Raw genomic sequence first — 25,460 nt, 5'->3', positions numbered from 1 at the left:
AGCTCTTCACCTACAGCTCTTCACCTATAAAAGCGGGCGCAAGGGCTTTATACTCCTGCGCCCGTTTTGCTCTTGAGGACTTATCTCGTGTCCAATGTCGTTGCCGATCACCTTGTCTTGCTTGACCACTTGCGCAGCATCCTGGTCGCCGTGGGTGAGGCCGAACAGGTGCCCGAAGAAAGCCACGCCTTGTTCCTGGAGCGCTTCGACGAGTTGCGCGCGCAATTGCCCGTCGATCCGATCGAAAGCCAGTACCTGGGCCAGGACCTCCTGTGCCAAGTGATCGTCCGTTATCCACAGATCGCCCACCTGGTGCCTCGCGACTTGCTCTGGTACTTCGCCGGTGACTGCCTGCATTACATGCCTGACGAAGAAATCGCCCTGTACCAGGCCCTGGAAGAACGTCGTTTCGAAGCTGAGCAAAACGACGAGCCTTTTGACTGGAACCAGGAAAAGCAACTGCTGGCGATGTCGGACCAGGACAGCAAGCACTGATTGCGATCCGTCATGCGAAAGGCCCGCACGGTTAAACCGGCGGGCCTTTTTTTGGTCTTGCCGGAGTGCGTTGCCTGGATGGGCCTCATCGCGAGCAAGCTCGCTCCCACAGAAGGTCATGATCAACCGCAGCCAGTGTGGGAGCGAGCTTGCTCGCGATGAGGCCCGTCAGAACAACCCATCACTTTCCGGCAACTCATAGTGCGCCGCGACCTTGCTGGAACGTCCCCCTCCCCCCACCTTGTTCAAGGTCGGCTCCTTCGCCAGGCACTCCACCAGATAATCAATGAACACTCGCAGCTTCGGCGGCAGGTAGCGGGTCGGCGAATGCAGCAACCACAAGCCACCATGGTACGAAGCGAGGAACGTCCAGTCGGCCAACACCTGCACGATCAAGCCCTGTTCCAAGGCATGACGGGCGGTGAAGTACGGCAGGCTACCGATGCCGATGTGCTGCAAGACCGCCCCCAACCGTACCCCCGTGTGATTGGCTGCGTAGCGTCCGCGCACGCCTACGGTGACCGACTTGCTGCCTTTCTTGAATTTCCAACGCGCATCATTGGGCGTTTCGCCCAAGTAAATGCAACTGTGCTCCAGCAAATCGTGGGGATGCGTAGGGACACCGTGCTCCGCCAGGTATTGCGGCGTGGCGCAGAGCAGGTGGTCAATGGTCAACAACTGGCGCCCCACCAGTCCGGCCGATGGTTGATCGGTAATCCGGATGGCCAGGTCGACGTGATCATCGATCAGGTCGACCTGCCGGTCCTCCAGGAACAACTCCACATCGACCTTCGGATACCGGCGCAAGAATTCAGGCATGTGTGGATGAATCACGAAACGCCCCACGGCCTTGGGCACGCTGACGCGAATGCGCCCTTCCGCTTCCTGGGTGAACTGGCCGCTGATTTCCATCACCGACCGAGCGGCGGCGACCATCTCCTGGCAGCGCTTGAACACCTCTTCTCCGCCATCGCTCAAACGCAACTTGCGGGTGGTGCGCTGCAGCAATCGGGTCGCCAGGGCTTTCTCCAGGCGAGAAATGCTACGGCTGATGGCCGACGGCGATGAGCCTGACTGGCGGGCCGCTTCGGAAAAGCTGCCGGTCTCCACAACCTTGACGAAGACCGCCATCTCGGCGAGCAACGGCAACGGTAGATTTGTGCTCATGGTGCAACAGTCCTTTGAAATTTGAACGGATTATCACCCTTTTACACGCTACCTATAATCCCGTCACAATTTCTGATGTGGGTATGGACCATGACGCTTCGCCTTTTTTTCCATAGCGATGACCTCAAGGCCAATGTGGAAGTCCTGGACTGCAGCCCCCAGGAAAACGAATTCGCCGTGGTGCTGCGCGCCACCTTGTTCCACCCCCAAGGCGGCGGCCAGCCCTGCGACACCGGATGGATCGGCGACAGCCAAGTACTGCGCGTCGTTCAGGACGGACAACAGATCATTCATTACGTCGACCGCCCAGTGACCCCGGGCATGGCCGCGATCCGCGTGGATGAGCAGCGGCGGCGGCTGAATTCACGCCTGCATTCGGCCGGGCACCTGATCGGCCATTTCGCCGAAAGCCGTGGCTGGAAACCGATCAAGGCCCACCACTGGCCCGGCGAAAGCCGCGTGCAGTTCCAGCCTGGGGAACATCCCGAGGAGCTGGACACATCGATCATCCAGCAGGGCATCGATGCATGGATCGCCGAGGACTTGCCTCGCCTGATCGCACTTCGCCAAGGCACCCGGGAAGTCGGGTTCGGTGAGCTGACGGCTTACGGCTGCGGCGGCACCCATGTGCGACGGCTGCAGGAACTGGGAGCCGTCACCATCGCCTCGCTTTCGCAAAAGAAAGGCACGCTGTCGGTGCATTACCACGTGGCCTGATACCCGCCACCCTTGCGACCAGGAACCGCTCGCAGGCCCCTCCCCCTATTCAGACGGACCTGTCTCATGATGCTTGATGTCGAGCACCTCGATCAGTGGTGCATCAAGAAACTGATAGATGGCGAAGTGCTCGCCGTGCGCTTGAAAAACTTCCTGTCGCCATCGTTGGCCATTGAAATTGGCAACAAGATCCTCGCCCCCGGTTTCGAAGGTTATATCAACGCCCCCAGCATCGGGCGCATCGGCATGGCCTTCTACGAAGCCGAGAATCAGCCGCCACTGATCGAGGACTACTTCAACCAGGCCGGTCGCAATATCGTCGAGCTGCGCAACCGCTGCGCACCCTACTCCTCGCCGGTCGACACGTTGCGCTGCATGCTCGACGAAACCTGGCCGGCGGGGGCACACCTGGAAAGCCTTTATGGCCGGAAGATGTACGTAGGCCTGTCTCGCGTGGTGAAACCCGGCGTGTGCTTCCTGGCCCACCACGATATTTTCGCCAAGGATGCACCCGACAGTTTTCAGGCCCACAGCCTGCAAGCCCAGCTCGCCTGCAACGTCTACCTCAACATGCCCTCTGAAGGTGGCGCGCTGCAAATGTGGGATAAGCATGTCTCGCCAGAGCTGTTCGATGAAATGCGCGGCGACAGCTACGGCATCGACCCCGCCCTGCTCGGCCGCCCAACCCTGGAAGTACGACCGCAACCCGGCGACTTCATCATGTTCAATTCGCGATGCATGCATTCGGTCAGCCCCGGTGTGGCCGCCCCACGCCTGAGCCTTTCTTTTTTTGTCGGTTATCGCGGCGACTCCTCACCCCTGACCTTTTGGAGCTGAAATGCTATCCAACTACCTTGGTGAATTCCTGACCCTGGCCACCCTGCACTTTCTGGCGGTGGTCGCGCCCGGTCCCGATTTCGCCGTAACGATTCGCCAGAGCGTTCGCTTCGGCCGATGGGTCGGTATCTGCACTGCACTGGGCATCGGTGCCGGCATCTCGGTGCATGTCCTCTACACCTTGCTCGGCGTCGGCGCGCTGATGCACACCACTGCGTGGTTACTGACCGCCGCCAAGGTCGTGGGCGGCGCCTACATTCTCTACTTGGGCATCAGCCTGCTGCGCAGCCAACCCAAGTCCTCCCTTGAAAAAGAGCAGAACAACGAACAGGCCGCTACCGGACAAACGCCCTTCAAGGCCTTTGTCACCGGTTTCCTGACCAACGCCACCAACCCCAAGGCCACGCTGTTTTTCCTGGCGATCTTCACCACCTTGATCAGTGCGACGACACCGCTGCAGATCCAGGCGTTGTATGGGCTCTGGATGTGCATGGTGAATGCATTGTGGTTTGTGGTCGTGGCGCTGTTTTTTTCCAGCGCCAAGGTGCGGGAAGTCTTCATGCGCATGGGCCATTGGTTCGAGCGGACCATGGGGGTCGTGCTGATTCTTTTTGCCGGACGGCTGATTCTTTCCCTGTGAACTTGTCAGCCGAAAACCGCACAAAAAGACATATTATTGACGCATGTTTGATTAGTTTTTCCTTCCGTCAGCTTTTAGTCATTTTTTTGTCCTGGAGCGTGGCGCTTTGCCATGCTTGAACTAACGTGAACAGAAGCGAGGACGGGGCCGCTAAAAAGTGCCTCAAGCGACCTGATCGATACTGTCACTGCCCTCGACAATTCCCGGATGTTCCGGGGCTCAGAAGCGTTGTTCGCCAGCTGCCTGTCGTTCAGTCGGGCCGGTGTAATGCGCCCGTTTGCTGGTAGCGACGAGGCCTGAAGCCGGCATTCATGAAAGGTCTGGCGAGTTGGAAAGGGGTAGCCCGGGCCTCTTAAGTGATCCGAGGCAATGGTAAGCCTAGGGATGGCCTCTTATTGAGGATCACTTCATGACCCAGCGCACCGCCCCCGTTTTAAAACATTTCATCCATGGTCTGTTCTGGATGGGCCTTGGCCTGGATGCGGCTCAGGCCGCAGCGGCAAATTGTTCGCAATTGGACAATTTGCCAGCGACCTTCGAGGTCGGCCAAGGGCTCCAGAGCGAACTGCGTATCCTCGTCCCCGTGACGAAATTGGCTGTCGGCGACCCGAAAATCGCCGATGTGCAGCCCAGTGGCAGCGATGCCTTCATTCTCACGGGCCTGGCGCCCGGCGCCACCAGCCTGATGGTCTGGACCGACTGTTCGAAAATACCGCGCCAGAGCATGGTCTTTGTCAAAGGCCGGGCCACTGAGGCGCTGACGGGCGCCGCGAGCATGCCTTCCGAAGACCCGATGCTGCTCGCCCAGGTACAGACCGACATCCGTTTCGTTGAAGTCAGCCGGACCAAGCTCAAGGAAGCCTCGACGTCGATTTTCGGCAGCCGTGGCAATTTCCTGTTCGGTTCGCCGAGGACCTTGCCCACCATCGGCGGTGTTGTCCGGCCTTCATTGCCGGTCAATAACGACATGTTCAACCTGTCTTTCGCCACCGGTAAGACCCTGTTGATGATCAACGCCCTGGAAGGCAGCGGTTTTGCCTATACCCTGGCGCGGCCGAGCCTGGTGGCCCTCAGCGGGCAGAGCGCGAGTTTCCTGGCCGGCGGCGAAGTGCCGATCCCGGTCCCCAGTGCCGGCAGCGACAATGTGTCCATCGAGTACAAGGAATTCGGTATTCGCCTGACCCTGACCCCCACCGTCATCGGCAAGAATCGCATCGCCTTGAAAGTGGCACCGGAAGTCAGTGAGCTGGATTTCACCAACGCGGTGAACATCGCCGGGACATTGGTGCCAGCCCTCACCGTGCGCCGTACCGATACCAGCATCGCCCTGGCCGATGGCGAAAGTTTCGTCATCAGTGGCCTGATCAGCACCCGCAACAGCGCCCAAGTGAACAAGTTTCCAGGGCTGGGCGACGTGCCGATTCTCGGCGCGTTCTTTCGTGACAACTCCATCAACCGCGAAGAGCGCGAGCTGCTGATGATCGTCACGCCGCACCTGGTCCAACCGTTGGCGGCCGACGCGCAACTGCCGACCTTGCCGGGTGAGCAACTGCGTAATTACGACCCGAATTTCTACCGCATGTACTTCCTCGAACATGGCGAGTTCGACAACCGCAGCGGGCTTTCCCAATGAACCGGCGCCTGGTGTGCAACGCGTGTGACGGCCAACGGTTCGCCAAGGGGTATCCCATGAAAACAATGATCGCACTCGCGGCGGCCTTGATGCTTGCCGGTTGTGCCAGCAACGGCGTGGAGGCTTCACGCACGGCCGATTGCGCCAAGCCCGGAGCCGACCAGGAACTGGCCTTGAACATGGCCGAAGACATGGCCAACGAGGGCCGTTTATACGCCAGCCTGGCGAACCTCGAACGCTTGCCCGAGGACTTGGTCCAGGTCCGCCTGCGCAAGGCTCGGGTCCTGCGCCTGATGGGCCGCAACGAAGCCGAACCGTTGTACAAAAGCCTGCTGGGGACATGCCTGGCCGCTGACGGTGAACATGGCCTGGGTCAGTTGGCGGCGGCCAAGAATGACAATGCGGCCGCGACGCAGTACCTCGAACACGCCGCGAAAATGGCCCCCACCGAGGGCAAGATCCGTAATGACCTGGGGGTCGTCTACCTCAATCAGCGACGCATTTCAGAAGCCCGCTTCGAGTTCATGACCGCCATGGAGCTCCAGCAGTCCGACACCCTGGCCGCGCTCAACATGGTGACCCTGCTGATTTACCAGGACAACTGGAAGCAGGCCGCCGAGCTCGCGAACATGGCCAAGCTCAGCCCCCAGCAAGTGGCAGATGCCCAGGCCCGTGCGGAAAAAATCAGGGGTTCGGCCACTCAGGCAGCGACGTCACCCGCCAACCGCCTGACCGAGGTCGTCGATGCCTCAACCGGCGCGGTCAAGTAGAGCGTTACGAGGAGTTCAGGAAATGATGACCAAACAATTGATGATCGTGTGCATGGTGAGCCTGTCCACCGCCGCCTGGGCCATTGAGCCAGGCCCCTCCTCGGCCGCACAGCAAGGCACCGAGAGCTGGATGCAACTGCAGATTCGCGGCGTAGTGGCCTCCACCAACCTGCAAACCGCCTCGGCCGCCGAACGCGAGATGGCCATGCAGCGCTGGCTCAACAGCTTCAACTATCCGATACCGGAGTTCTTTGACCAGGACTCGGGTGGAGAGATCACCAGCAGCAAATGAAACACGCGGCAAACGAAAGACCACAGCCTCCGGAAGTGCCTACATGGATCGAATGCAGGCACTCCCGGAGGCTGTGGTCTTTTGGTTTGAACGGTCGGCAGACAGGAGTAAACCTGTGGGAGCGAGCTTGCTCGCGATCGCGAACTGACATTCAACACTTTCATTACTGACCCACCGCTATCGCGAGCAAGCTCGCTCCCACAATGGGCCGGCGCTGAGCACAAGACTCATGAACACCCAGGATCACTTGTCGGAGCGAGCTTGCTCGCGAAGGCAGACTGACAGCCAACATCTTCATTGACTGAACCACCGCTATCGCGAGCAAGCTTTGCTCCCACAGGTCCTGCTCAAACAGATGGGGTGTACGACCGCGAGAGCCAGGTCGGCTACTAGGCCGCCTCGGGGTGGATGTTGATCTCGGGCGCCCCGTTAACCACGATGGCCGAACGTAGGTATTGCGTAGTGGGCATCCCGGCATGGATGCCGGGATAGCCGCGCTGGGCCATGGATGGCCCTTCGCGGCGGGCCCATGGAGCAATGCCTTCGTTCGGGCATGCCGAGCCTAGGCGAGGCACCGAGTGGTGGGGCAAAAAGCGCTTTGCTTACTTTCGCCTGGGCCGGCTTCCGGATTTTCGAAAGTGAGTCGCCGTCAGGGCGAAACCCCAAGCAGCCGTTACCGCAGCAATGGATATGTACTCAGTCAACAAGAGCAACTCCAGCCGTCAGGCCGCCTTCGCGAGCAAGCCCGCTCCCACAATGGGCCTGTGGTGAACACAAGACTTATGGACACTCACCGATCTACATATTCCCGAAGGCCCTGAACACGCCGATCATGGCCGGGCCGATGGCGACCAGGAAGAAGCTCGGCCACAGGCAGAAGATCAGCGGGAAGATCAGCTTGGTGCCGATCTTGGCGCCCATTTCTTCCGCGGCCTGTGTACGCCGGTCGCGAAACTCATCGGCGTAGATCCGCAGGGTATCGGCCACGCTGGTGCCGAAACGGATACTTTGCGCCAGCAAGCTGACCAGGCCCTGGATATCCTCCAGGCCGGTGCGCACGGCCAGTTGCTTGAGCGCCTCGGTACTGGTGATGCCCGCCCGGATCTGCGCATTGACCAACGCCAGTTCCTCGGCCAGCTCAACCTGGCTGACCGACATTTCTTCAGCCACCCGTTCAATCGTCGTGGGCAGGGCCAGGCCCGACTCGACGCAGACCACCATCAGGTCCAGTGCATCCGGGAACGCCGCGCGCAGCCGGCCTTGACGCGCCTGCTTGCGTTTGCCGACGTAGATCGCCGGCAGCAACCAGCCAATGCCCGCCACCAGGGTCACCGCCAGCAGGCCGATGGCCACTGAAACCTTGATCATCGGCAGCAGCAACAACGCTACGCCGACCATCGACAACGGCAACATCAGGCGCACGGCCCAATACATCTGCACCGCCGAGGCAGACCGATAACCGGCGTGGGTCAGCAAGGTCTGGGTGGCGGACGTGTGGGCCTGGTCGGTGGAAGCAAAGCGCTGGCCGACCCGCTCCAACAGCAACTGCAGGTTACTGGGCGCCTCCTGCCCCACCGTGTTGCCAGCGTAACCGCGCTTGATCAGCGCCAGACGCCGCTGCACCGGATCCTGCAGGCCCAGCATCAATAGCAGGAGCGCGACGACCGCCAGCACCGTGCTGAGACCAATCGCAGCGATGAACAACAGCCGTGCCAGTTCTTCGTTGCCGGTCAACCGACTTAACAATCCGAGCAAAAAGTCCATGACTGAAACCTCTCGGCGCAACAGCGCTTAAACCTGGATCCGGATGATCTTTCTTATCCAGAAAATCCCGATCAACATGGCGCAGAACGCGCCGATGATCAGCTTGTGCCCTATGGGGTCATTGATCAGCACAGGCATGTAGCTGGGGCTGGTGAGCACGATGGCGATCGCCAGCACGAACGGGATCGCCACCAGCACCCACGCCGACATGCGCCCCTCCGCCGACAATGTCCTGATCTTGCGCTGGAACCGGAAACGCCCGCGAATCAGCCGACTCAGGCGTTCCAGCACTTCGGTCAGGTTGCCGCCGGTCTCGCGGTGGATGAGGATCGAGGTCACCAGCATCATCACCGTCATGCTCGGCATCCGCTCCAGCAACCCGAGCATGGCCCGGCGCACGTCGTTGCCATAGTTGATGTCGGAAAACGTCATGCCGAATTCCTGGGCGACCGGCCCCTTGTGCTCCTCGGCGACCAGACGCAGGGTTTCATTGAACGGGTGTCCGGCGCGCAAGGCACGGCACATGGCGTCCAGCGCATCCGGCAAACCTTCCTCGAACGCGGCGAAGCGCTTGTTGCGGTCACGCAGGATTTTCAACACCGGCGCCCAGGTCAGCGCAAATGCCGCCAGCAGCGCCATCCACCAGACCGGCGAGACCGTCAGCACTAAGGCACCGGCCGCCGTCCCCAGGATCAGACCGAGCAGCATGACCCGATAAGCCCGGTATTCATGGCCGGCCTGTTCGATCAGTTGCGTCAGGGTGGCCATGAACGGCAGTTGTTCCAGACGGGCTTCCAGGGGTGAGAGACGCGTCAGGTATTTCTGCCGCAACACGGTTTGCATGTTGGGTAAATGGTTGGCCTTCTCCAGCACATGCAGGCGACCGCGAATACGCTTGCGCATCTTGCCGGCTTCGCCGAAGACCGGCACCACCACGCCCTGGGACAGCAGGAACACGGCGATGAACACCATGCCAAGGAAAATCAGGATGAACTCACTGGGGATGTTGTTCATGACGTGCGGCCCTCCATCCACTCAGGGCGAAACAAGGTCAGCGGCAACTCGATGCCGCGCTTGGCCAGCACATCGCGGAAGGCCGGGATCATGCCGCTGGGCCGATATTCCCCGAGCACCTCGCCGTGCTCGCCGATGCCCTGGCGCACGAAGGAGAAAATTTCGGTCATGGTGATGATCTCCCCTTCCATCCCATTGATCTCTTGCATGCTGACCACGCGTCGTTTGCCGTCTTCTTGACGCTCCAGTTGGATCACCACATCGATGGCCGAGGCAATTTGTTGACGCATGGCCTTGATCGGAAATGTCGCACCGGTCATCGACACCATGTTCTCGATTCGCCCCAGCGCATCCCGTGCGGTGTTGGCGTGAATGGTGGTCAGCGAACCGTCGTGGCCGGTGTTCATCGCCGTAAGCATGTCCATCGCCTCGGCGCCACGCACCTCACCGATGACAATCCGGTCCGGGCGCATGCGCAGGCTGTTTCGCACCAGTTCCCGCTGGCTCACCTCGCCGCGCCCCTCGATGTTCGACGGCCGGGTTTCCAGGCGCACCACGTGGGGCTGTTGCAGTTGCAGCTCGGCCGAATCCTCGATGGTGACGATGCGCTCGTTGTGGGGGATGAAACTGGAGAGCACGTTGAGCATGGTGGTCTTGCCACTGCCGGTCCCGCCGGAGATCAACACGTTCAGGCGCCCGCGAACAATAGCCTTGAGCAGCAAGGCAATGGCCGGGGTCATGGTGCCGACCTGGATCAGGCTGTCGGTGTTGAGCAGGTCCACGGCGAAGCGCCGAATCGACATACTCGGACCGTCGATGGCCAGGGGTGGGATGATCGCGTTGACCCGTGAACCGTCCTTGAGCCGGGCGTCCACCAACGGCGAAGACTCGTCGATACGGCGCCCCAGGCTGGACACGATGCGGTCGATGATGTTCAGCAAATGCTGGTCGTCGCGAAACCGCACGTCGGTGCGTTGCAGCTTGCCGAAGCGCTCGACATAGACCGAGGCAAACCCGTTGACCAGGATGTCGGACACGCTATGGTCGGCCAACAGCGGTTCCAGCGGCCCGAGACCGAGCACTTCGTCGGTGATCTGCTTGATGATCAACTGCCGGCTGACGGTACTCACTGGCGCCGAATGTTCCTCGAGCAGGCGCTGGCAGATATCGCGGATCTGCCGCGCGGCCTCGGCCTGCTCGAGGGCATCGAGCAACGACAGGTCCATGACCCTGAGCAGTTGCTGGTAGATCTTTTCCCGCCATTCGGCCTCCACCGGGGTGACCTGGCTGCGGGTTTCATACAGCACGTCGGGGATGGCCTGCTCCCAGGCCATCAAGGCGTCCGTCGGGTCCGGCAGGCCGTCGCTGGGCTGGGCGCCTGCGGTGGCGCCAGGTTTGGCGGGCTGTTTGCGCAAGCGGTTACGAAAGTCGCTGATCATGGGTCATCCCCCGAAAAAACGGTTGAAGGCACGTTTAAGCAGGCCCTTGTCCGTGGCCATCTGGTGACCGACCAGGTCTTCGGTCAAATCGCGCAGGGCAGCAGTGATGGCCGCCTTCGGCGCATGCAGTCCCAACGGCACGCCAGTGTTCTGACTCTGGCTGACCAGGTTGAAGTCATTGGGCAATTTCGACAGGTTCGCGCAGCGCAGGGCCTCGCCGATGTCCTTGAGGCTGACGGCGGCGTTTTTGTCATAGCGGTTGATCACGATCTGCAACTGCTCCCCGCGCACGCCCAGGTCTTCGCGAAGGATCCGCACCAGGGCGCTGGCATCGCGCAGGTGGCTGACGCTCTGTTGCACCACCACGTACACCCGGTCCACCTGTTCCAGTACCGAACCGGTGAGGTGATCGATCTGCCGCGGCAGGTCCACCACCACCCAGTCATAACTGGCGCGGGCCAGTTGCAACAGGGCGTCGAGCTGTTCGGGTTGGGCATCCTGGGGCAGGCACAACTCACCGGCCCGGCCTCCCAGGACGTGCAGGGTCGGGCTGAAGTGGCTGCAAAAACCCCGCAGCGCGACGCTGTCCATCTCATCGATCTGCTGCAGCACTTCCAGATGGCTGTGGGACTGCGCCACGTCCAGGTAATGGGTCACGCTGCCAAATTGCAGGTCCATGTCCAGCAACAGCGTATTGCCTGCCCGGGCGCTGAGCTGCTGGGCCAGGTTGCACGCCACCAGGGTTCCGCCCGAGCCGCCCTTGGCGCTGATCACCGCGACCAGCTTCCCTTCGTTGCCGTTGCCGAGACGGACTTCCGTCACCAGGCGATTCAGCGTCGCCACCAGTTCCGTATCGGCGACGGGTTCGGGCAGCACATCCCGGGCACCGGCCTGCATCGCCAGGCGCATGCCCTCCTGCTCGCCCAAGGGACCGCACACCAGCATCGGCGGACGTTCATGGGCGGGCCGTTGCAGCAACGCCGACAGTTCTTCGCGCCACAGATGGCTGACGCGCAACAGCAGCAGGTCGGGCATGCGGTCCAGGCCGTAGAGCGGATCGACATGGCCGTTGCTGACCAGGCGCGTGCTCACCTCAAGGCCTGGCATGCGCTGGCAGACGCACTGCAGGTCGCGCAGGGACGTAGCATCGCGACTGCTGATCAGTATCCGCAGCCCGGCTCTGCCAGCGGAGGTCGAAAGCGGGTTTTCCCTGGTGTTCAGCATGGTGTGATCTCCCCGGAATCGGAATGACGCCCAAGGCTTTCGCGTGGCAAGGTTGCCCTGAACGTGGGCAAGGTAATGGGCACGCCCAAGCCGGGAATGAACAGGTTGAAAACAAAGTTCTGCACGCTCAATTGGACATAGCGAATGGCTCGAAAGCCGGTGGCGCCGGACGTGTCGGTGGGGTTCGCTACCACGGCGCCGTTGACGTCCAGGTAGGTCAGCGCCAGGTTCGAGGTCGCCAGGTTGCTGATCAGTTGGCTGGTGCCAGCATCCGTCGCGGCGTTGAAGATGGCCCGGCGCAAGACCACCGGATCGCGGACATTGCACACCGCCGCCAGCCGCGCGCCACGGCGCGCCGCTTCATCCAGCGCATTGACCGTGAAGTACAGCCGGCCCATTTCCACCACGCCGAACAGCAGGATGAACACCAGCAAGCCCACGAAGGAAAACTCCACGATGTAAGTGCCGCGCATGTGCTTGTGACTCATCACAGCGCCCTCATGACAGTGGTCGCCACCAACTGGATGCCCAGTGGAATGGCATTGCCGAAAAAACCTGGGATCGAACCCGCGCAGTTGCCCGCGCCAATCACCGGGCAGAAGGTGTAGGTGATGGTGACGCGCACATGATCGATGCCCTCGGCGGCGACCTGTACATTCGCCGTGGTCAAGCCTGACACCACGGCGGTTCCGGTCGCGTTGGGCACGCCATACACCGCGACGTTTTTCGTCTGGGTCAGGAGCGTGCTGCCCAAGGCGACGGTGCCAAGGGTGGAGTTCCAGGCCTGGCTGGCGACGAAGCGGTCGGCATCGCGGCTGGCCTGCAACAGCACGTTGTACTGGTAGAGCATGCGGCCGAACTCGCCGAAGGCCAGCAGCAACAACAGCAACAACGGCAGCACCAGGGTGAACTCCACCAGCGCCACGCCTTGTTGGGCTTGCGCGGGTTTGAACTGAGAAAGTCCCATGACGCCTCCTACGAGTCGGTGCTCGGCGTGCCGCTGCCGTTGAGATAGGTTTTGTAGAGTTGGATGATCTGCGGGCCGGCATCGGTGGAGGGTGTAGGACCGGGTACGTTATCGCCTTCGCACTCCTGAACGAACTGGCCGAAGATGATGGACTCCGAACCACCGCCGTCCACCGGCTGTACGACGAAGTAGCAGCCGAATCCCAAGACTGGAATCGACGTCGAGCCGCTCAGTTTCCCGGCGCAATCGCCGATCACGATCTTCAACATCCGGCGCTCGAAAACCCCGTTGCTTTGGCAACCGCTGGCGCCTCCCGCCACACAGGCGGCGACCTGGGCCCGCCAGTCGTTGTAGTCCTGTATCGCCTCGCCGCCCGCCGACAGATCGCCGTTGCTCGAGGTGACGGGCTGGCCTTTGTACTGCGCCTGGGAGAGCGCATCGTTGTAGGTCATCGCCGGGGTGCTCGACGCCGTGACCAGGTCCGGTGGGTAGTCCGAAGAACTGACCGGACCATTGTAGATACCGAAGCGCGTGTTCAAGCCTTGGGAAGTAGGGCCGGCTTTATTGCCCGGCGCCGTCTGGACGTCGCTCCCGACACTGCGGCAAACCGAGCCACCGCCGGCCAGGTCCTCTCGGACCGCACTGCCGCCCGAGCCGAAATCCAGCAATTGGAAGTTGCCCGGCCCAATGGGCGATGTGTTTCCCGCCGCCGTTTTCAAGACCTCCAGGTCGCCAAATTGGTACCCCCAGAAGTTGCCGGCGCCAGGGTTGTATTGAGTGGGATCGCCACACACCATCAACGGCGCCAGGTCACAAGGCGAGGTGGGGCTGGGACCTGCCGTTGCAATCGCCGCCACGCGCTTGTTGCCCAAGCCGACGCTGCCCATCGTTTGCACGAAACTCCAGAAAAACCCGTTCAATTGATAACTGGACACCGACACCCGCACGTATTTGGCATCGGTAGGCCCGGGATAGGAGAACGGGCCATAGACGCTGCTGGACAGTTCCACCACGGCAAACGTGCCCGGGTTGCCGGCGACCGCGGTGGCCAGCTCGGTGTTGCCTGAGGCGTTGGCATTTCTGTTCAGCGTGTCCAGGGCCGCCGCGCGGGTGGTGCTGGCCATGTTGATGCCGCCACTCACCTGGCTCAGGGTCTTGGCGCCGCCCAAGGCCGCGGCATCCACCGCATTTTGCAGGCGCGTCTTGTTCAGCAGCATGTGCCCGCCATCCAGGGCCAAGGCCGCCATCATGGAAATCGCTACCAGCGCGATCACCATCAGTACACTCACCGCCCCTCCCTGGCGCCGGATATTGGCATTCATCATCGAGCCCTCATCTACAACGTTTGAGGATCGGCATCGCCACGGCCCGGGCGGGCCTGGCATGGGGGCGTCACTCAGCGGACATTGATCACGCTGCTTTCAACGCCGCGGATCAGCGTGATCGCCCCGCCTGGCGACTTGGCACTGCGCTGCACCACAGGTTTTGGCACCGGGGTGGCCGCCATCGCCATGACCGGCGCAGGGGCTGGCGGCGCAACGGCCACGGCCTTCTTCTCCAGGTTCAATGGGTTGCGCAGCGCCAGTTGCAGCTTGCCTTCGGTTTGCGCAGTGACCAGTGCTTCGGCTTCGGTGACCGACATTTCCAGGGTCACGGCCCGCACCACCACCGGCTGGGTCTTGTCGGTGCCCGCCGTCTGGTCCACCGCCAGCACCCGCAGGTTCTCCAGGATGGTCCGGGACGTGGCGCTGTTGCTGCCGGCGCTGGTGGTCTTGGTCGCCAGTACGTCGACCCGGTTGCCCGGCAAGAGAAAGCCACCCACGCCGACCACATCATCCACGCGGACCGAAATGGCGCGTTTGTCCGGCGCGATCAGCGAAGCCAGGGTGCTGCCGCCCAAGTGCTCACTCAGACGTGCGCCCCGCACGATGTCGCCGCGCAGAATGTCGAAGGTGGCGATCTTGCCCACGGCCTGTTCGCTGGCATCGAAAGCGTCGTCCGGGATCGTGTCCATGGGCATGCGCACCGTGGTGACTTGCTGGGCCTCGACCATTTGCCCGAAGGGGATTTCCACCGTGGCGACCACCACGCTTCGCAGATGATCATCGGGAGACGCGTTGAGGCGTGCGCTCAGCCAGGCGTCAGCCATCCATGCGGCACCAAGGCCCATTACCAGGGAAACGCCAATCAGCGGAAGCGTACGAGAGCTCATGTCGGTATCTCCAGATCAAAGGAAGTCGAGCTGAACGAAGTAGTTGTGCCAGGCCCATTCCAGTTCTTGCGGCAACAGGGGGCCGGAGCCGCCCAGGTAACGCTGGCGATCGAGCGCCATGTTCAACAGGTCACGGGGATGACAAGGCACCAGCGGCATGCCTTCGCTTGCATACAACCGCTGCAGGACATGGCGCACCAACAGCGGGTCATACGGGATGCCCAGGCGCTCGCACTCCTGGCGCCAGATGCGTTCGTAATCCTCGGGCTTGAGGTAGCCGAACTGCACTTTGTAGCCAATGCGCCGCAGGAAGGCCTCGTCGGCCAGTTCGAGGGGATTGAGGTTGGTGGAAAACACCAGCACCAGGTCGAACGGCAGCTCACAATGCCGACCGCCGCCCAGGTTGATGAAATCGCGCTTCTCCTCCATGGGCACGATCCAGCGATTGAGCAACTCAGCGGGGGCCATGCGCTGGCGCCCCATGTCATCGATGATGAACAGGCCGTTGCTGGCCTTGAGCTGCAACGCAGCCTGGTATTGCCGGGTGAACGGGTCGTAGCGCACGTCCAACTGCTCCATGCTCAGCTCGCCGCCGGTGATGACGATCGGGCGCTTGCAGCACAGCAGCCGGCGGTCGATGCCTTCGTTGAGCATCAGGTTGTTCGCTTGGCCATTGTCGTCCAGGCGCTGGTGCACCTGCGGGTCGTAGATCTCGATCACCGATTCGTTGATGACGATGGCATGGGGCACCCAGATGGCCTCGGCGAACAGCCGGATCAATCGGCTGCTGACATAGGTTTTACCCGTACCCGCCGGCCCATAGATCATGATCGCCCGCCCGGAATTCAGGGCGACGCCCAACTGGTCGAGCATGCCTTGGCTCAGCACCAGGCCGGCCAAGGCCTGGTTCATGTCCTTGGCGGTGATGCGACCGTGGTGGATGGTCTGGATCTTGATCAGCGAGCGATACGTGCTCACCGGGAACGGCGCCGCGCCGATGTAGCCACTGCGGGCCAGGGCATCACGGGCCGAACTGCGGCCGCGCTCGGTGAGGCCATAACGCAGCGTCTGCCCACTGGTTTGCCCCAACTGGCCCAGCACTTCGACACGACCGTCCTTGCGCAGGAACGCCAGGACTTCCTCCAACACCGCGCCGGTCAGGGCCAGGCGCTCCACCAGCCGCGATATGTCCAGCACACCGGCGTCGTGCAGATGCTTGCACACCAGCTCCCCCAGAAAACTGTCGGTCAGGCCTGTGTCGCGAATGGTGCATGGCTGGGGTGCCAGGCGTTGCACCGCTTCCCGTTCGCTGGGGTAGGCATCGCTATCGTTGATGACGTGCATGACTAGACTCCCCAGCCGCCGGCAACCAGTTGCCAGTAAACGCTGTTCAAAGTGCCGATCAGGATCGCAATTGAATAGGGGAAGGGTTTGCCTGCCACTTCGTCCGAAGTCGGCGCCAGATAGGCCTGGGCTCGTACAATCAACCAGTAGCGTCCCAGGGTCTGGAGCAGTTGGCCGCGGGCCAGGACGATCAGGAAACCGCACACACCGCCAGCGATCAGGCTGAACAGCGCCGCCCACAGTGCGTAATGAAAAGGCAGGAAGCTGCCGACCATGGTCATCAGCTTGACGTCACCGGCGGCCATGCCACCGACGGCGTACATGGGCAGGAACAGCGCGAAACAGATCAGCATGCCCAACAGGCTGTCACCCAGGCCGCCGATCCCGCCGGTATACACCTGGCCGGCCAATCCCAGGGCAAGGCCCAACAGAACCAGCGTGTTGGGGATGCGGTGGCGAAGCAGATCGCTCACCACCGCCACACCCAGCAGTCCCAGCAGCAGTACCGTCGACACCAGCAATTCCATGGACATGATGCGTCTCCCTAGTGTGATTATCGTTAGCAGGCGACGTTGCCATTGGCGGCTTGGCACAACGCACGGATCTTGGTATCCACTACACCGCCCAGAAGGACGAATGCCGCTGCCACCAACACCGTGATCAAGCCCCCCGCCACCGCGTATTCAACGATGGTCAGGCCGTCTTCATCTTTGGCGAACTTGCTGATCGAAGTGCTTATTGTCTGGAGAGTCATTCATGAACCTCACGCGGGTCAGAAGTACTGTTACGAACTTGATGGGAGGGGACAGCGCGAAGTCCATTTGATTGATTCGTTGTACTCACTGCAAAAGAGTCGCAAGCGGTTTTCCTTGAAAGTGACCGTGCCCCCTTCACTGCAAGTTGCCGCTGTCAGCAGGCAACGTTGCCGTTGACCGCCTGGCACAGCGCACGGATCTTGGTGTTCACGGCGCCGCCCAGAAGCACAAACGCGGCGGCCACCAATACGGTGATCAACCCACCGGCCACGGCGTATTCCACAATGGTCAGGCCATCTTCATCTTTGGCGAACTTCAGCACCGAAGCCTTGATTGTTTGAAGAGTCATTTCGCACACCTCATCGGGTTGTTTTATCAAGGGCAGTACATTGCGAACTGCCTGATGCAACCCTAGTCAGCAGGTGGTCATCGCCGTTAGGAGGATTTTGCACATCGCTAGGATTTTTTTGCGCCGGACAGGAAAGGCGCCGGGCGGGAAATCCAGCCTGGGCAACGCGAACGGGCGTTCCATGACGACGGACGGCGCTAAACGATCGGACTTTTCTAAAAATTTATTCGGCGAAATGATGGCACAGTGGCAATACTGCTAGCTAAAGGGCAGCAAGCACCTGTGGGTAGTCGTCCTATGGCGTCCAATCCGACTGCAAAGCCAACGCTGTTATGGGTCGATCTGACCCATGATCGGTCCACCCAGGAACTCGTCTCCCTGTTCCAGGACACGTGCGACTGCACGCTGGCAAAAAACGCCATGCTGCCCAGCGCGGAACAGGTCGACATGATCTGCATCCATTTCGATCGCCCGGACACGCCGGGCCTGCGACGCCTGTTGGAGATCAAGCGAACCGCTCCTGGCACGCCCATCACCATGTTCACCGTGCAGCACTCCGAAGAGTTGGCGGTGTGGGCCATGCGCTCCAGCGTCTGGGAATACATGGTGCTGCCCTTGTCCGCCGCCGAGAAAAAGCGCTACCTCACCGCCGTCGTGCAACTGTGCGAACTGCGCCGCAATGCCAATGGCCGAGCAAAGACCTCGCAGATCGACCACTCCCCGACCCTGCCGGACAGCATTCGCCTGACCTCCGGGCACCAGAAGCACCAGGCCCTCAGCCACATCATGCTGTACATCGACCAGCATTTTCGCGACAGCATCGATCAGCGCGACCTGGCCAAGCGTTGCGGCATGACGACGTTTCGTTTCAGCCGGGTGTTCAAGGAAGCCAATGGGCTCGGTTTCACCGACTACGTGCTGAACAAACGCATGAGTTTCGCCAAGGAGTTGCTCGATAACAGCCAGATGCCCATCACCAGCATCGGCTACGAGGCCGGCTTCAAGGACCCGTCCTACTTCGCTCGCGCCTTCAAGCAATACGCCAGTTGCACGCCCAGTGAATACCGTCTCGCGTACCAGATACGCAACGCGCATCCAACACCGGAGCCACCGGATGAGGCCGCCCTGGAAGCGATTGAAAACCTGGTGCACAGCCTCGAGGGGTAAAAGGTTTTTTACCTTAGTTGATTAATTGTGCGGCGCAAGTTGTGTCCAAATAATAATATTCGCACCCTGCCAACTTAGAAAACGACTCTGCGCAGCCTGTCTTTACGGTGCCTGGAGGACCCAGCTGAAACAACATGAATCATCATGTCGTTATCGGTAATTCTTTTTCAACTGAAACCAACTCGGTCAGCCTTGCATAATGCCAGCCGTTTCCAAATGGATGAACCGGGCTTCACGTCCGCAGGCCGCTCCAGATACAGCAGAGCGGGTTCTCCAGTTGGCATGTTTCATCAAAAAATCGAATAGAGCGCTGATGGGTATATGAAGGCAATCAGTTTAGTGAGCGCACGAACGTTGAGTTTGGTGAGTCACGAAGCGTGCAAAACGCTACCCGCCGATGGTATAGAAATAGACATTGTACTCTCCGGTATTTGCGGAACAGACCTGGCGGTATTGTCCGGGCGTGAAGAAGGACAGGTGGGAATCGTCCGTGGTCATGAAGCGGTCGGCGTCGTTGTCAATGTAGGGGCCGGTGTCAAACGCATACGAAAAGGGATGCGTGTGGTGATAGACCCCAACGAATACTGCGGCAACTGCGAACATTGCAACGCCGCTAAAACCCATCTATGCAGTGGTGGTTCACATGCGGCCCTGAACATCGCCGGTGTCAACAAGCACGGTACATTTGCGGAGCGATTCATAACACACGAGCGTTTTGTACACGGCATCCCAGACGACATGAGTTGGGAAACAGCCGTCTTGGTTGAACCCGTAGCCTGTATCTTGAACAACATTGAACAAGCTTCCATCAAAGCGGGGGAACGTGTGTTGCTTCTAGGATCGGGCCCCATGAGCCTGGTCGCACAAATACTGTTGCGCGCGATGGGCGTCCATACATGTGCTACCGATTTGAATACCTTTCGAATCGAATTCGGACACGCCCTGGGTTTGAACATCGTGCGCCCTGAGGAACTTGAGTGCCTTGGGCAAAACCACGAAAAATACGACGTTGTCATCGATACCGTGGGTAATCAACTCGAGACAGCCGCCAGCCGGGTTGCCCGAGGTGGCAGGATTGTCCTGTTCGGATTCAACGGGAATTATGAATATTCGCTGCCTGCAAAACATTTCCTGGTCAATGCCATCAGTATCATCGCCGCGGGCGAGTACAACCAGCACTTCCCCCGGGCGCTGCGCATTGCCCACAGGCTTCCCGAACTTGGAAAGCTAGTCACCCATCGTTATCCCCTTGAAGCTTATTCTGCAGCATTTGACAGTTTGTTGAATGATCCTTGCGCACCCACGATAAAAAGCGTCTTCACACCCAATCCCAAGCACCTGTCACGCTAAAGCTAACCCCCCCTTCAAGTAGACCCTTTATGAAAGTTACTGTATTCAGCCAGATTTCCATCGATGGCAAACTGACGCTCGGCAATGAAGCCTCCAGCAAACCGCTCTTTCAGCATTTCGACGATGAAGACATGCGGTTCATTCATAAATTTCGCGGTGAAGTCGATGCCATCATGGTCGGTCGTAATACGATTATCACCGACGACCCTCAATTGACCAATCGCTACGGAACCGGTCGCAACCCTGTTCGTATCATTCCGACGACATCCCTGAACTTTCCAGCATCGGCAAAAATCCTGAGTTCTCCCGAGCGAACGATCATCGCGACCACAGAGCAGGCGCGTGAGCACGAGATGATCGAGCAAATCCGCGCCCATGGTAAAGAGGTGTTGTTTGCAGGCACCGCACGTGTCGACTTCAAACAGCTTTTCCCCATGCTGGAAGCCCGCGGAATAAATCACATCATGGTTGAAGGTGGCGGCCAGCTGAATTGGCAGGTGTTCAATCTCGACTTGGTCGATGAAATCATGCTCATGCAATTACCTATCATCATTGGCGGATCAGACACCACCACGCTCATAGATGGCGAAGGATTTCAAGATATTGAAATGACCAAATCCTTCAAGCTGCATGAGTTTGAAGCGCGTTCACACTATAACTTCCTGCACTTCAAGCGTGACCCTCAACAGCGGCGTGCGCATTGATGCCGGCTTTTCAAGGGTTCATTTTCGATATGGACGGTGTGCTGGTGGACAGTGAACCGGTCTATATGGAACAGGAAAGACATTCCTATGCGCGCCATGGCGTGGTGCTTGATGAGGCACAACTGTCGCGTTTTGTAGGCACCACGCAGCGTCATATGTGGAGCGCCATCAAAACCGAATACGGGCTTGCAGACGATCTGGACTGCCTCATGGCGGAGCATCACCGGCAGTTGATGGACGTATTGAATTCAGCGCCCCTGCCGCCCATGCCAGGCGTGACAGAACTTCTCGACGCATTGAAGAGAGCGGGAATACCTTGTGCCGTCGCCTCCTCTTCACCTCGAACACAGGTTGAGCTGATTTTACGTAACGCCGGGCTGCACCTTTTTTTCAGTGAGATCGTGTGTGGCGATGACGTTACGCACAGCAAGCCGGATCCCGAGATTTTTCTCATGGCCGCCAAGCGCCTGGGCATCTCGCCCTCATCCTGTGTGGTGATTGAAGACGCCGCCCATGGCGTGGCGGCGGCAAAAGCCGCCAGCATGTTTTGCGTGGGTTTGCTCAATCCCAATTCAGGGCAGCAGGACCTTAGCGCAGCGGATTTACACGTTCATCGACACAGTGAAATAAACCATTGGTTTTTCGGCAAATAAAAACATGAAAGAACTGAATATTTCTGATTGGACCTGGATCAACGTCCCCGAACGATCATCCATCAGCGACCAGGAAATCATTATCCATACCACGCCCGATACCGACTTCTGGCGAGGCACCTATTACGGCCTGGAGTATGACAATGCGCCGGCCATCGTGGTTGCTAGCAAGGAACAATACTGGACATTGAAAGCCAAGGTATCTTTTGCCTCGAGTACCTATTTTGACCAATGCGGCCTGTTTATCTACCAAGATAAAAACCACTGGATGAAAAGCGGCATCGAATACCAGAACAATGGCTTCCAACAGCTGTTCTCTGTCGTGACCAACAATGGTTTTTCGGACTGGTCCATGGCTAATTTCGATCGTGTCACCCAGACCATGTATTACCGTCTGAGCCGAAGAGGTAGCGACTTCCTTCTGGAAAACTCGGTTGACGGGACACAGTTCTGCATGATGCGTATGTTCCACCTGTTTCAGGCAGAAGAACTCGTCCGATTCGGGTTCTTTGCCAGTAGCCCAGGCGATTCATCTTTCGCGGCACATTTTTCAGAGATTGAATGGACTGAATGCTGTTGGAAAGCGCACGGCGCCCCACGTTTCTAATTTCAAGAGTTTTATACCTGATGCTGTCTGCGCCCAATCCCAATCGTCACGCGCTTTACGCTTGTTATGCAGCCATGCTGTGCTTGGCCATGGCACTCAACTTTCTGCCGGTGTACCTGACGACGTTCAGTGATGCCTTTGGCCCCTCGTCAGGGCTGACCACGGAGCAACTGGGACGGATCCCCGCGGTCATGTTCCTCAGTTTTATAGTGGCCATTCTGATCACCGGGCCATTGGCAGACCGAGGGGACGCCAGGCGGATCATTCTCTTTGGGCTGATCACCACTTCTGCAGGTCTGGCCCTTGTGGCTTTTGCCCCTTCCTATACCTTCCTGCTCTTCGCGGTTGCCATCATGGGTTTCGGTGCGGGTGTGCTGGATATGATCCTCAGCCCCATTGTCGCAGCCCTGCAACCCGAACGCCGAAGCGCCGCCATGAACTGGCTGCATTCGTATTTCTGCATTGGCGCGGTCAGTGCCGTGCTGATCGCAAGCATCGCGCTGAAATGGGATATTTCCTGGCGCATGGTTGCCCTGGGCTTGATCATTGCCCCGCTTGCAACCTTTCTATTGTTCATGCAATTGACCTTGCCACCGCTGGTACAGGAGCACGTGCAACGCGAATCCATGCCCACGCTTATCAGGCAGCCCTATTTCATCGCCTGCATGATCGCCATCTTTCTAGGAGGGGCTACGGAAACGGGACTGTCCCAATGGCTACCCGCCTTCGCTGAACAAGGATTGGGTTATTCGAAAGAAGTGGGTGGTTTTGCTCTGGCCGGTTTTTCAGTGGGCATGGCCCTCGGGCGCATGGCCGCCGCTCTGCTGCAAGAACGGATCCCCGCCGTTTCACTGATGCTCGGCTGCTGCGCCGTTACCGTCGCCCTGTTTTTCGTGATCAGCTTCGCCCCGAGCCCCGCAATGGCGTTAACCGCTGCCATCGCCGCAGGGTTCTCCGGCAGTTGCCTGTGGCCCACGATGCTCGCCATGACCGCAGATGCGTACCCTCAAGGTGGAGCCACCATGTTCTCGGTACTGACAGCCTCGGGTAATGCCGGATGCAGTCTGATTCCATGGCTTGTGGGGATTATTTCAGCGCATTCGGATTTACACATCGGTTTACTGGCGGTCACCCTCTGCCCCGCCACCATGATGCTATTACTCGCGTGGATGTCTCGCTGGCCACATAAGCATTCCCACCCCTGCCAGAGCTAGACCGGACGCCCACGGTCGGGGAGCGACCTCGTCGATCGACCACTCCCCGACCCTGCCCGGCAGGCGCCCTGACTCACGGGGCGAGTTTTCTTCTCTCGATAGGAATGGACAGGACAATGCTCGTCCGCGTCTCACCGTACGCGTTGATTTTCGCAATGATGTCCTCGATCTCAGCCATGGATCTGGCGTAGATGCGGATCAGGTAGGAGTCATTCCCCGTGATGTGCAGGCACTCGACGACTTCGGGTATGTCGGTGAGTGTCGCTATCAGTTTGGCTTTCGCCGGCTTGAGGGTGGTGATACCGACGACAGCCGATATGCCATACCCCAGCTTGGTTGGATCTAACTGAGCGCAATAGCCTTTGATGAAGTACTTTCGTGTCACCTTCATGATTAAGGTAAAGCGCGGCAAGCCCCCTCAGACAACGAAAATCGTTGGTTAAAGACCTATGCGCGCTGCATGGCCTTTTCATGGGCATAAAAAAACGCCGCTCGTTTGAGCGGCGTTTTTTTGAATTTGGAGCGGGAAACGAGACTCGAACTCGCGACCCCGACCTTGGCAAGGTCGTGCTCTACCAACTGAGCTATTCCCGCAAATGGCGTCCCCTAGGGGACTCGAACCCCTGTTACCGCCGTGAAAGGGCGGTGTCCTAGGCCACTAGACGAAGGGGACACGCTAACTGAAACACATGGTGTGTATTTCAGTGCCCAAATCCGCATCCGAAGATGTCGGCTCTGGCTTCACTCAGCACTGCCCGAAAGCAACACTGTTTAAAATTGGTCTCCCCTAGGGGACTCGAACCCCTGTTACCGCCGTGAAAGGGCGGTGTCCTAGGCCACTAGACGAAGGGGACACACGTACAACATTCACTACTTGGAGCGTTTGGCTGAGTGCTTTACGCTGTAAGTGGCGCGCATTCTATGGATGGATTGAAGGGGCGTCAACCCCCAGATATAAATTTATTTAAATCAATGACTTCGCCCGGTTTGGGGGGCGATCCGCACATTTTGCTCGTCCGGTCTCTGACGCCTATATTCTGTCGCCCGCCGAGACGCTATAGTCGCGCCCGGCAAATAATGGCAATGTGCTCCTACCCGATCATGCGTCCTATAAACAGCACGACGCCCGTCTAATCACGTCGCTCGGGCCTATGCGCTTAAAAGCCAAGCCACTACACTCATGACATGCGTACCCTAATAAAGAGGTCTTACCGGTGACACCACTCATGATCACCCTGCTCGTCGTAGCCGGGATCGCCCTGTTGATCGCCATTGGCTACATGAACCACGTGGTGGAAAACAACAAGCTGGAAAAGGCCCGCACCAAGGTAGAACTCAACGACCGCATGCGTCGCTGTGGCGAGCTCACCGAAACCTTCCCCGGGCAGTTGATGACCCCTGCCCTGAAGTTGTTGATGACGCGCCTCGAGATGAATGTCTGCCAGCGCCTGCTGAACCTGGAGAAAACCAATTCCGCAGTCAAGGCACGCCTGGATGAACTGAGCGCACTGGCTGCCCAGGGTGAATCGATCCCGGTAAGCAATCCACCGGCACCGATCCAGACCGAAGCCAAGGCCAAGGACGTTCGCTTTCTGCTCGAGGCCTTGCATGGCCAGATCACCCGCGCCGCCCAGGACGGTTTCCTGCCCCCCAACGAAGCCAAGCGCTGGATCCGTGAAGTGCGGCACATCCTGGTGCTGCTGCACATCGAGTTCTTCAACAACCTCGGCCAGCAGGCTTTGCAACAAGAACAACCCGGGCAGGCTCGCCTGGCCTTCGAGCGCGGCGTGCAGTACCTGCGCAAGCAACAGGAACCGCAGGTCTACGCTGAACAACTGGCCTACCTGGAGAAACTCCTGGCCCGCGCCAATGCCCAGGTCCTGGCCAGCACCCAGCCAGTCGAGGGCGAGGTCAACCAGTTGACCGAAGGCTTGAAGGACGACGAAATAAACGACGAGTGGAAGAAGAAGAAAGTCTACGACTGATACGGCTCCACCCTGTGCGGGTGGGGCTTCTGTGGCAAGGGAGCTTGCTCCCGCTGGAGTGCGCAGCGCTCCCACGCATTTCGGGTCTGCTTCGTAGCCCGGCGGGAGCAAGCTCCCTCGCCACGGGGCCGTAGCCCAAGAAGCCTTCCGAAGCTACACCC

28 protein-coding genes and 3 tRNA genes are annotated in these 25,460 nt (G+C 59.5%); 14 read left to right on the top strand and 17 right to left on the bottom strand.

Annotation, left to right across the window (positions count from 1 at the left end; genetic code table 11):
• Positions 1-87: 87 nt before the first annotated feature.
• A complete protein-coding gene (locus tag BLO80_RS16685; RefSeq protein ID WP_003204309.1) occupies positions 88-495 on the top strand; it encodes a PA2817 family protein in 408 nt (135 codons plus the stop codon).
• 168 nt (positions 496-663) lie between these two features.
• Here BLO80_RS16685 and BLO80_RS16680 read toward each other — a convergent pair whose 3' ends face one another.
• Positions 664-1,662 (bottom strand): LysR family transcriptional regulator, encoded by a 999-nt coding sequence (locus BLO80_RS16680; protein WP_092328294.1) that lies wholly within the window; start codon positions 1,660-1,662, stop codon positions 664-666.
• Positions 1,663-1,752: 90 nt separating this feature from the next.
• Here BLO80_RS16680 and BLO80_RS16675 point away from each other — a divergent pair, with 90 nt between their 5' ends.
• The 6 genes from BLO80_RS16675 (at position 1,753) to BLO80_RS16650 (ending at position 6,551) form a co-directional block, all read left to right on the top strand.
• Positions 1,753-2,379 carry an alanyl-tRNA editing protein gene (locus BLO80_RS16675; RefSeq protein WP_092328296.1) on the top strand — a complete coding sequence of 209 codons (627 nt, stop codon included), beginning with the start codon at positions 1,753-1,755 and terminating at the stop codon, positions 2,377-2,379.
• A 66-nt stretch (positions 2,380-2,445) separates the two neighbouring features.
• Positions 2,446-3,216, top strand: a complete 771-nt coding sequence (locus BLO80_RS16670) for a 2OG-Fe(II) oxygenase (RefSeq protein WP_092328297.1) — start codon at positions 2,446-2,448, stop codon at positions 3,214-3,216.
• A gap of 1 nt (position 3,217) precedes the next feature.
• A complete protein-coding gene (locus BLO80_RS16665; RefSeq protein WP_092255774.1) occupies positions 3,218-3,856 on the top strand; it encodes a LysE family translocator in 639 nt (212 codons plus the stop codon).
• A 409-nt stretch (positions 3,857-4,265) separates the two neighbouring features.
• Positions 4,266-5,489, top strand: coding sequence for a type II and III secretion system protein family protein (locus tag BLO80_RS16660; RefSeq protein WP_092328299.1), 1,224 nt, complete (start codon positions 4,266-4,268; stop codon positions 5,487-5,489).
• A 56-nt stretch (positions 5,490-5,545) separates the two neighbouring features.
• A complete protein-coding gene (locus BLO80_RS16655; protein ID WP_092328473.1) occupies positions 5,546-6,259 on the top strand; it encodes a tetratricopeptide repeat protein in 714 nt (237 codons plus the stop codon).
• 22 nt (positions 6,260-6,281) lie between these two features.
• Positions 6,282-6,551: a DUF3613 domain-containing protein gene (locus BLO80_RS16650; RefSeq protein ID WP_060741209.1), complete on the top strand. Its 270-nt coding sequence runs from the start codon at positions 6,282-6,284 to the stop codon at positions 6,549-6,551.
• Positions 6,552-7,349: 798 nt separating this feature from the next.
• Here BLO80_RS16650 and BLO80_RS16645 read toward each other — a convergent pair.
• The 12 genes from BLO80_RS16645 to BLO80_RS16590 form a co-directional block, all read right to left on the bottom strand.
• Entirely contained in the window at positions 7,350-8,315 is a 966-nt protein-coding gene (locus BLO80_RS16645; RefSeq protein WP_092328300.1) for a type II secretion system F family protein, read from the bottom strand.
• Between the two features lie 27 nt (positions 8,316-8,342).
• The gene (locus tag BLO80_RS16640; protein WP_092328302.1) at positions 8,343-9,329 is read right to left on the bottom strand and encodes a type II secretion system F family protein; all 987 of its coding nucleotides are present in this window, start codon (positions 9,327-9,329) and stop codon (positions 8,343-8,345) included.
• A complete protein-coding gene (locus BLO80_RS16635; protein WP_092328303.1) occupies positions 9,326-10,768 on the bottom strand; it encodes a TadA family conjugal transfer-associated ATPase in 1,443 nt (480 codons plus the stop codon). Before BLO80_RS16635 ends, BLO80_RS16640 begins: the two co-directional genes overlap by 4 nt.
• 3 nt (positions 10,769-10,771) lie before the next feature.
• Positions 10,772-11,992: an AAA family ATPase gene (locus BLO80_RS16630; protein ID WP_092328305.1), complete on the bottom strand. Its 1,221-nt coding sequence runs from the start codon at positions 11,990-11,992 to the stop codon at positions 10,772-10,774.
• Positions 11,986-12,480 (bottom strand): TadE family protein, encoded by a 495-nt coding sequence (locus BLO80_RS16625; protein WP_092328306.1) that lies wholly within the window; start codon positions 12,478-12,480, stop codon positions 11,986-11,988. Before BLO80_RS16625 ends, BLO80_RS16630 begins: the two co-directional genes overlap by 7 nt.
• A complete protein-coding gene (locus BLO80_RS16620) occupies positions 12,480-12,959 on the bottom strand; it encodes a TadE/TadG family type IV pilus assembly protein (protein ID WP_092328308.1) in 480 nt (159 codons plus the stop codon). Before BLO80_RS16620 ends, BLO80_RS16625 begins: the two co-directional genes overlap by 1 nt.
• Positions 12,960-12,967: 8 nt before the next feature.
• Positions 12,968-14,284: a TadE/TadG family type IV pilus assembly protein gene (locus BLO80_RS16615; RefSeq protein WP_092328310.1), complete on the bottom strand. Its 1,317-nt coding sequence runs from the start codon at positions 14,282-14,284 to the stop codon at positions 12,968-12,970.
• Positions 14,285-14,355: 71 nt separating this feature from the next.
• Entirely contained in the window at positions 14,356-15,171 is an 816-nt protein-coding gene (gene cpaB, locus BLO80_RS16610; protein WP_092328311.1) for a Flp pilus assembly protein CpaB, read from the bottom strand.
• A 15-nt stretch (positions 15,172-15,186) separates the two neighbouring features.
• On the bottom strand, positions 15,187-16,515 hold the full coding sequence (locus BLO80_RS16605; RefSeq protein WP_092328313.1) for a P-loop NTPase family protein: 1,329 nt from the start codon (positions 16,513-16,515) through the stop codon (positions 15,187-15,189).
• 2 nt (positions 16,516-16,517) lie between these two features.
• Entirely contained in the window at positions 16,518-17,048 is a 531-nt protein-coding gene (locus BLO80_RS16600; protein ID WP_072406384.1) for an A24 family peptidase, read from the bottom strand.
• Between the two features lie 26 nt (positions 17,049-17,074).
• Entirely contained in the window at positions 17,075-17,269 is a 195-nt protein-coding gene (locus BLO80_RS16595) for a Flp family type IVb pilin (protein WP_092328315.1), read from the bottom strand.
• Positions 17,270-17,424: 155 nt separating this feature from the next.
• Positions 17,425-17,619, bottom strand: coding sequence for a Flp family type IVb pilin (locus BLO80_RS16590; RefSeq protein ID WP_008070254.1), 195 nt, complete (start codon positions 17,617-17,619; stop codon positions 17,425-17,427).
• 297 nt (positions 17,620-17,916) lie between these two features.
• On the opposite strand from BLO80_RS16590, the gene BLO80_RS16585 reads away from it, so the two are divergent.
• The 6 genes from BLO80_RS16585 (at position 17,917) to BLO80_RS16560 (ending at position 23,314) form a co-directional block, all read left to right on the top strand.
• A complete protein-coding gene (locus BLO80_RS16585) occupies positions 17,917-18,786 on the top strand; it encodes a response regulator transcription factor (RefSeq protein ID WP_092328316.1) in 870 nt (289 codons plus the stop codon).
• 321 nt (positions 18,787-19,107) lie between these two features.
• Positions 19,108-20,136 carry an alcohol dehydrogenase catalytic domain-containing protein gene (locus BLO80_RS16580; RefSeq protein WP_092328318.1) on the top strand — a complete coding sequence of 343 codons (1,029 nt, stop codon included), beginning with the start codon at positions 19,108-19,110 and terminating at the stop codon, positions 20,134-20,136.
• Positions 20,137-20,165: 29 nt separating this feature from the next.
• A complete protein-coding gene (locus BLO80_RS16575; RefSeq protein ID WP_092328319.1) occupies positions 20,166-20,840 on the top strand; it encodes a dihydrofolate reductase family protein in 675 nt (224 codons plus the stop codon).
• A complete protein-coding gene (locus tag BLO80_RS16570; RefSeq protein WP_092328321.1) occupies positions 20,840-21,493 on the top strand; it encodes an HAD family hydrolase in 654 nt (217 codons plus the stop codon). The genes BLO80_RS16575 and BLO80_RS16570 overlap by 1 nt, the downstream gene beginning before the upstream one ends.
• Before the next feature lie 4 nt (positions 21,494-21,497).
• Positions 21,498-22,100: a DUF1349 domain-containing protein gene (locus tag BLO80_RS16565; protein ID WP_092328323.1), complete on the top strand. Its 603-nt coding sequence runs from the start codon at positions 21,498-21,500 to the stop codon at positions 22,098-22,100.
• Between the two features lie 20 nt (positions 22,101-22,120).
• Positions 22,121-23,314, top strand: coding sequence for an MFS transporter (locus BLO80_RS16560; RefSeq protein WP_092328324.1), 1,194 nt, complete (start codon positions 22,121-22,123; stop codon positions 23,312-23,314).
• Positions 23,315-23,387: 73 nt separating this feature from the next.
• Here the strand turns inward: BLO80_RS16560 and BLO80_RS16555 are convergent, their stop codons facing one another.
• From BLO80_RS16555 to BLO80_RS16540, 4 genes are all read right to left on the bottom strand, one after another.
• Positions 23,388-23,705 (bottom strand): Lrp/AsnC family transcriptional regulator, encoded by a 318-nt coding sequence (locus BLO80_RS16555; protein ID WP_371914579.1) that lies wholly within the window; start codon positions 23,703-23,705, stop codon positions 23,388-23,390.
• A 127-nt stretch (positions 23,706-23,832) separates the two neighbouring features.
• A tRNA-Gly gene (locus BLO80_RS16550) sits at positions 23,833-23,908 on the bottom strand.
• Positions 23,909-23,911: 3 nt separating this feature from the next.
• Positions 23,912-23,987 (bottom strand) — tRNA-Glu (locus BLO80_RS16545).
• Between the two features lie 105 nt (positions 23,988-24,092).
• A tRNA-Glu gene (locus BLO80_RS16540) sits at positions 24,093-24,168 on the bottom strand.
• 372 nt (positions 24,169-24,540) lie between these two features.
• Between BLO80_RS16540 and BLO80_RS16535 the strand changes: the two genes are divergently transcribed.
• The gene (locus tag BLO80_RS16535) at positions 24,541-25,299 is read left to right on the top strand and encodes a hypothetical protein (protein ID WP_072406400.1); all 759 of its coding nucleotides are present in this window, start codon (positions 24,541-24,543) and stop codon (positions 25,297-25,299) included.
• Positions 25,300-25,460: the final 161 nt, after the last annotated feature.

Source organism: Pseudomonas sp. NFACC56-3 (assembly GCF_900100025.1).
GTDB classification, from domain to species: Bacteria; Pseudomonadota; Gammaproteobacteria; order Pseudomonadales; family Pseudomonadaceae; genus Aquipseudomonas; species Aquipseudomonas fluorescens_AA.
The sequence above is the reverse complement of the archived record's forward strand: the minus strand, read 5'-3'. Positions and strand labels throughout refer to the sequence as shown.

Excerpts from the sequence above, each read along its gene's own strand:
- BLO80_RS16680 (WP_092328294.1), bottom strand. The coding sequence starts at position 1,662 with ATGAGCACAAATCTACCGTTGCCGTTGCTCGCCGAGATGGCGGTCTTC.
- BLO80_RS16675 (WP_092328296.1), top strand. The coding sequence starts at position 1,753 with ATGACGCTTCGCCTTTTTTTCCATAGCGATGACCTCAAGGCCAATGTG.
- BLO80_RS16670 (WP_092328297.1), top strand. The coding sequence starts at position 2,446 with ATGATGCTTGATGTCGAGCACCTCGATCAGTGGTGCATCAAGAAACTG.
- BLO80_RS16665 (WP_092255774.1), top strand. The coding sequence starts at position 3,218 with ATGCTATCCAACTACCTTGGTGAATTCCTGACCCTGGCCACCCTGCAC.
- BLO80_RS16660 (WP_092328299.1), top strand. The coding sequence starts at position 4,266 with ATGACCCAGCGCACCGCCCCCGTTTTAAAACATTTCATCCATGGTCTG.
- BLO80_RS16655 (WP_092328473.1), top strand. The coding sequence starts at position 5,546 with ATGAAAACAATGATCGCACTCGCGGCGGCCTTGATGCTTGCCGGTTGT.
- BLO80_RS16650 (WP_060741209.1), top strand. The coding sequence starts at position 6,282 with ATGATGACCAAACAATTGATGATCGTGTGCATGGTGAGCCTGTCCACC.
- BLO80_RS16645 (WP_092328300.1), bottom strand. The coding sequence starts at position 8,315 with ATGGACTTTTTGCTCGGATTGTTAAGTCGGTTGACCGGCAACGAAGAA.
- BLO80_RS16640 (WP_092328302.1), bottom strand. The coding sequence starts at position 9,329 with ATGAACAACATCCCCAGTGAGTTCATCCTGATTTTCCTTGGCATGGTG.
- BLO80_RS16635 (WP_092328303.1), bottom strand. The coding sequence starts at position 10,768 with ATGATCAGCGACTTTCGTAACCGCTTGCGCAAACAGCCCGCCAAACCT.
- BLO80_RS16630 (WP_092328305.1), bottom strand. The coding sequence starts at position 11,992 with ATGCTGAACACCAGGGAAAACCCGCTTTCGACCTCCGCTGGCAGAGCC.
- BLO80_RS16625 (WP_092328306.1), bottom strand. The coding sequence starts at position 12,480 with ATGAGTCACAAGCACATGCGCGGCACTTACATCGTGGAGTTTTCCTTC.
- BLO80_RS16620 (WP_092328308.1), bottom strand. The coding sequence starts at position 12,959 with ATGGGACTTTCTCAGTTCAAACCCGCGCAAGCCCAACAAGGCGTGGCG.
- BLO80_RS16615 (WP_092328310.1), bottom strand. The coding sequence starts at position 14,284 with ATGATGAATGCCAATATCCGGCGCCAGGGAGGGGCGGTGAGTGTACTG.
- cpaB (WP_092328311.1), bottom strand. The coding sequence starts at position 15,171 with ATGAGCTCTCGTACGCTTCCGCTGATTGGCGTTTCCCTGGTAATGGGC.
- BLO80_RS16605 (WP_092328313.1), bottom strand. The coding sequence starts at position 16,515 with ATGCACGTCATCAACGATAGCGATGCCTACCCCAGCGAACGGGAAGCG.
- BLO80_RS16600 (WP_072406384.1), bottom strand. The coding sequence starts at position 17,048 with ATGTCCATGGAATTGCTGGTGTCGACGGTACTGCTGCTGGGACTGCTG.
- BLO80_RS16595 (WP_092328315.1), bottom strand. The coding sequence starts at position 17,269 with ATGACTCTCCAGACAATAAGCACTTCGATCAGCAAGTTCGCCAAAGAT.
- BLO80_RS16590 (WP_008070254.1), bottom strand. The coding sequence starts at position 17,619 with ATGACTCTTCAAACAATCAAGGCTTCGGTGCTGAAGTTCGCCAAAGAT.
- BLO80_RS16585 (WP_092328316.1), top strand. The coding sequence starts at position 17,917 with ATGGCGTCCAATCCGACTGCAAAGCCAACGCTGTTATGGGTCGATCTG.
- BLO80_RS16580 (WP_092328318.1), top strand. The coding sequence starts at position 19,108 with ATGAAGGCAATCAGTTTAGTGAGCGCACGAACGTTGAGTTTGGTGAGT.
- BLO80_RS16575 (WP_092328319.1), top strand. The coding sequence starts at position 20,166 with ATGAAAGTTACTGTATTCAGCCAGATTTCCATCGATGGCAAACTGACG.
- BLO80_RS16570 (WP_092328321.1), top strand. The coding sequence starts at position 20,840 with ATGCCGGCTTTTCAAGGGTTCATTTTCGATATGGACGGTGTGCTGGTG.
- BLO80_RS16565 (WP_092328323.1), top strand. The coding sequence starts at position 21,498 with ATGAAAGAACTGAATATTTCTGATTGGACCTGGATCAACGTCCCCGAA.
- BLO80_RS16560 (WP_092328324.1), top strand. The coding sequence starts at position 22,121 with ATGCTGTCTGCGCCCAATCCCAATCGTCACGCGCTTTACGCTTGTTAT.
- BLO80_RS16555 (WP_371914579.1), bottom strand. The coding sequence starts at position 23,705 with ATGAAGGTGACACGAAAGTACTTCATCAAAGGCTATTGCGCTCAGTTA.
- BLO80_RS16535 (WP_072406400.1), top strand. The coding sequence starts at position 24,541 with ATGATCACCCTGCTCGTCGTAGCCGGGATCGCCCTGTTGATCGCCATT.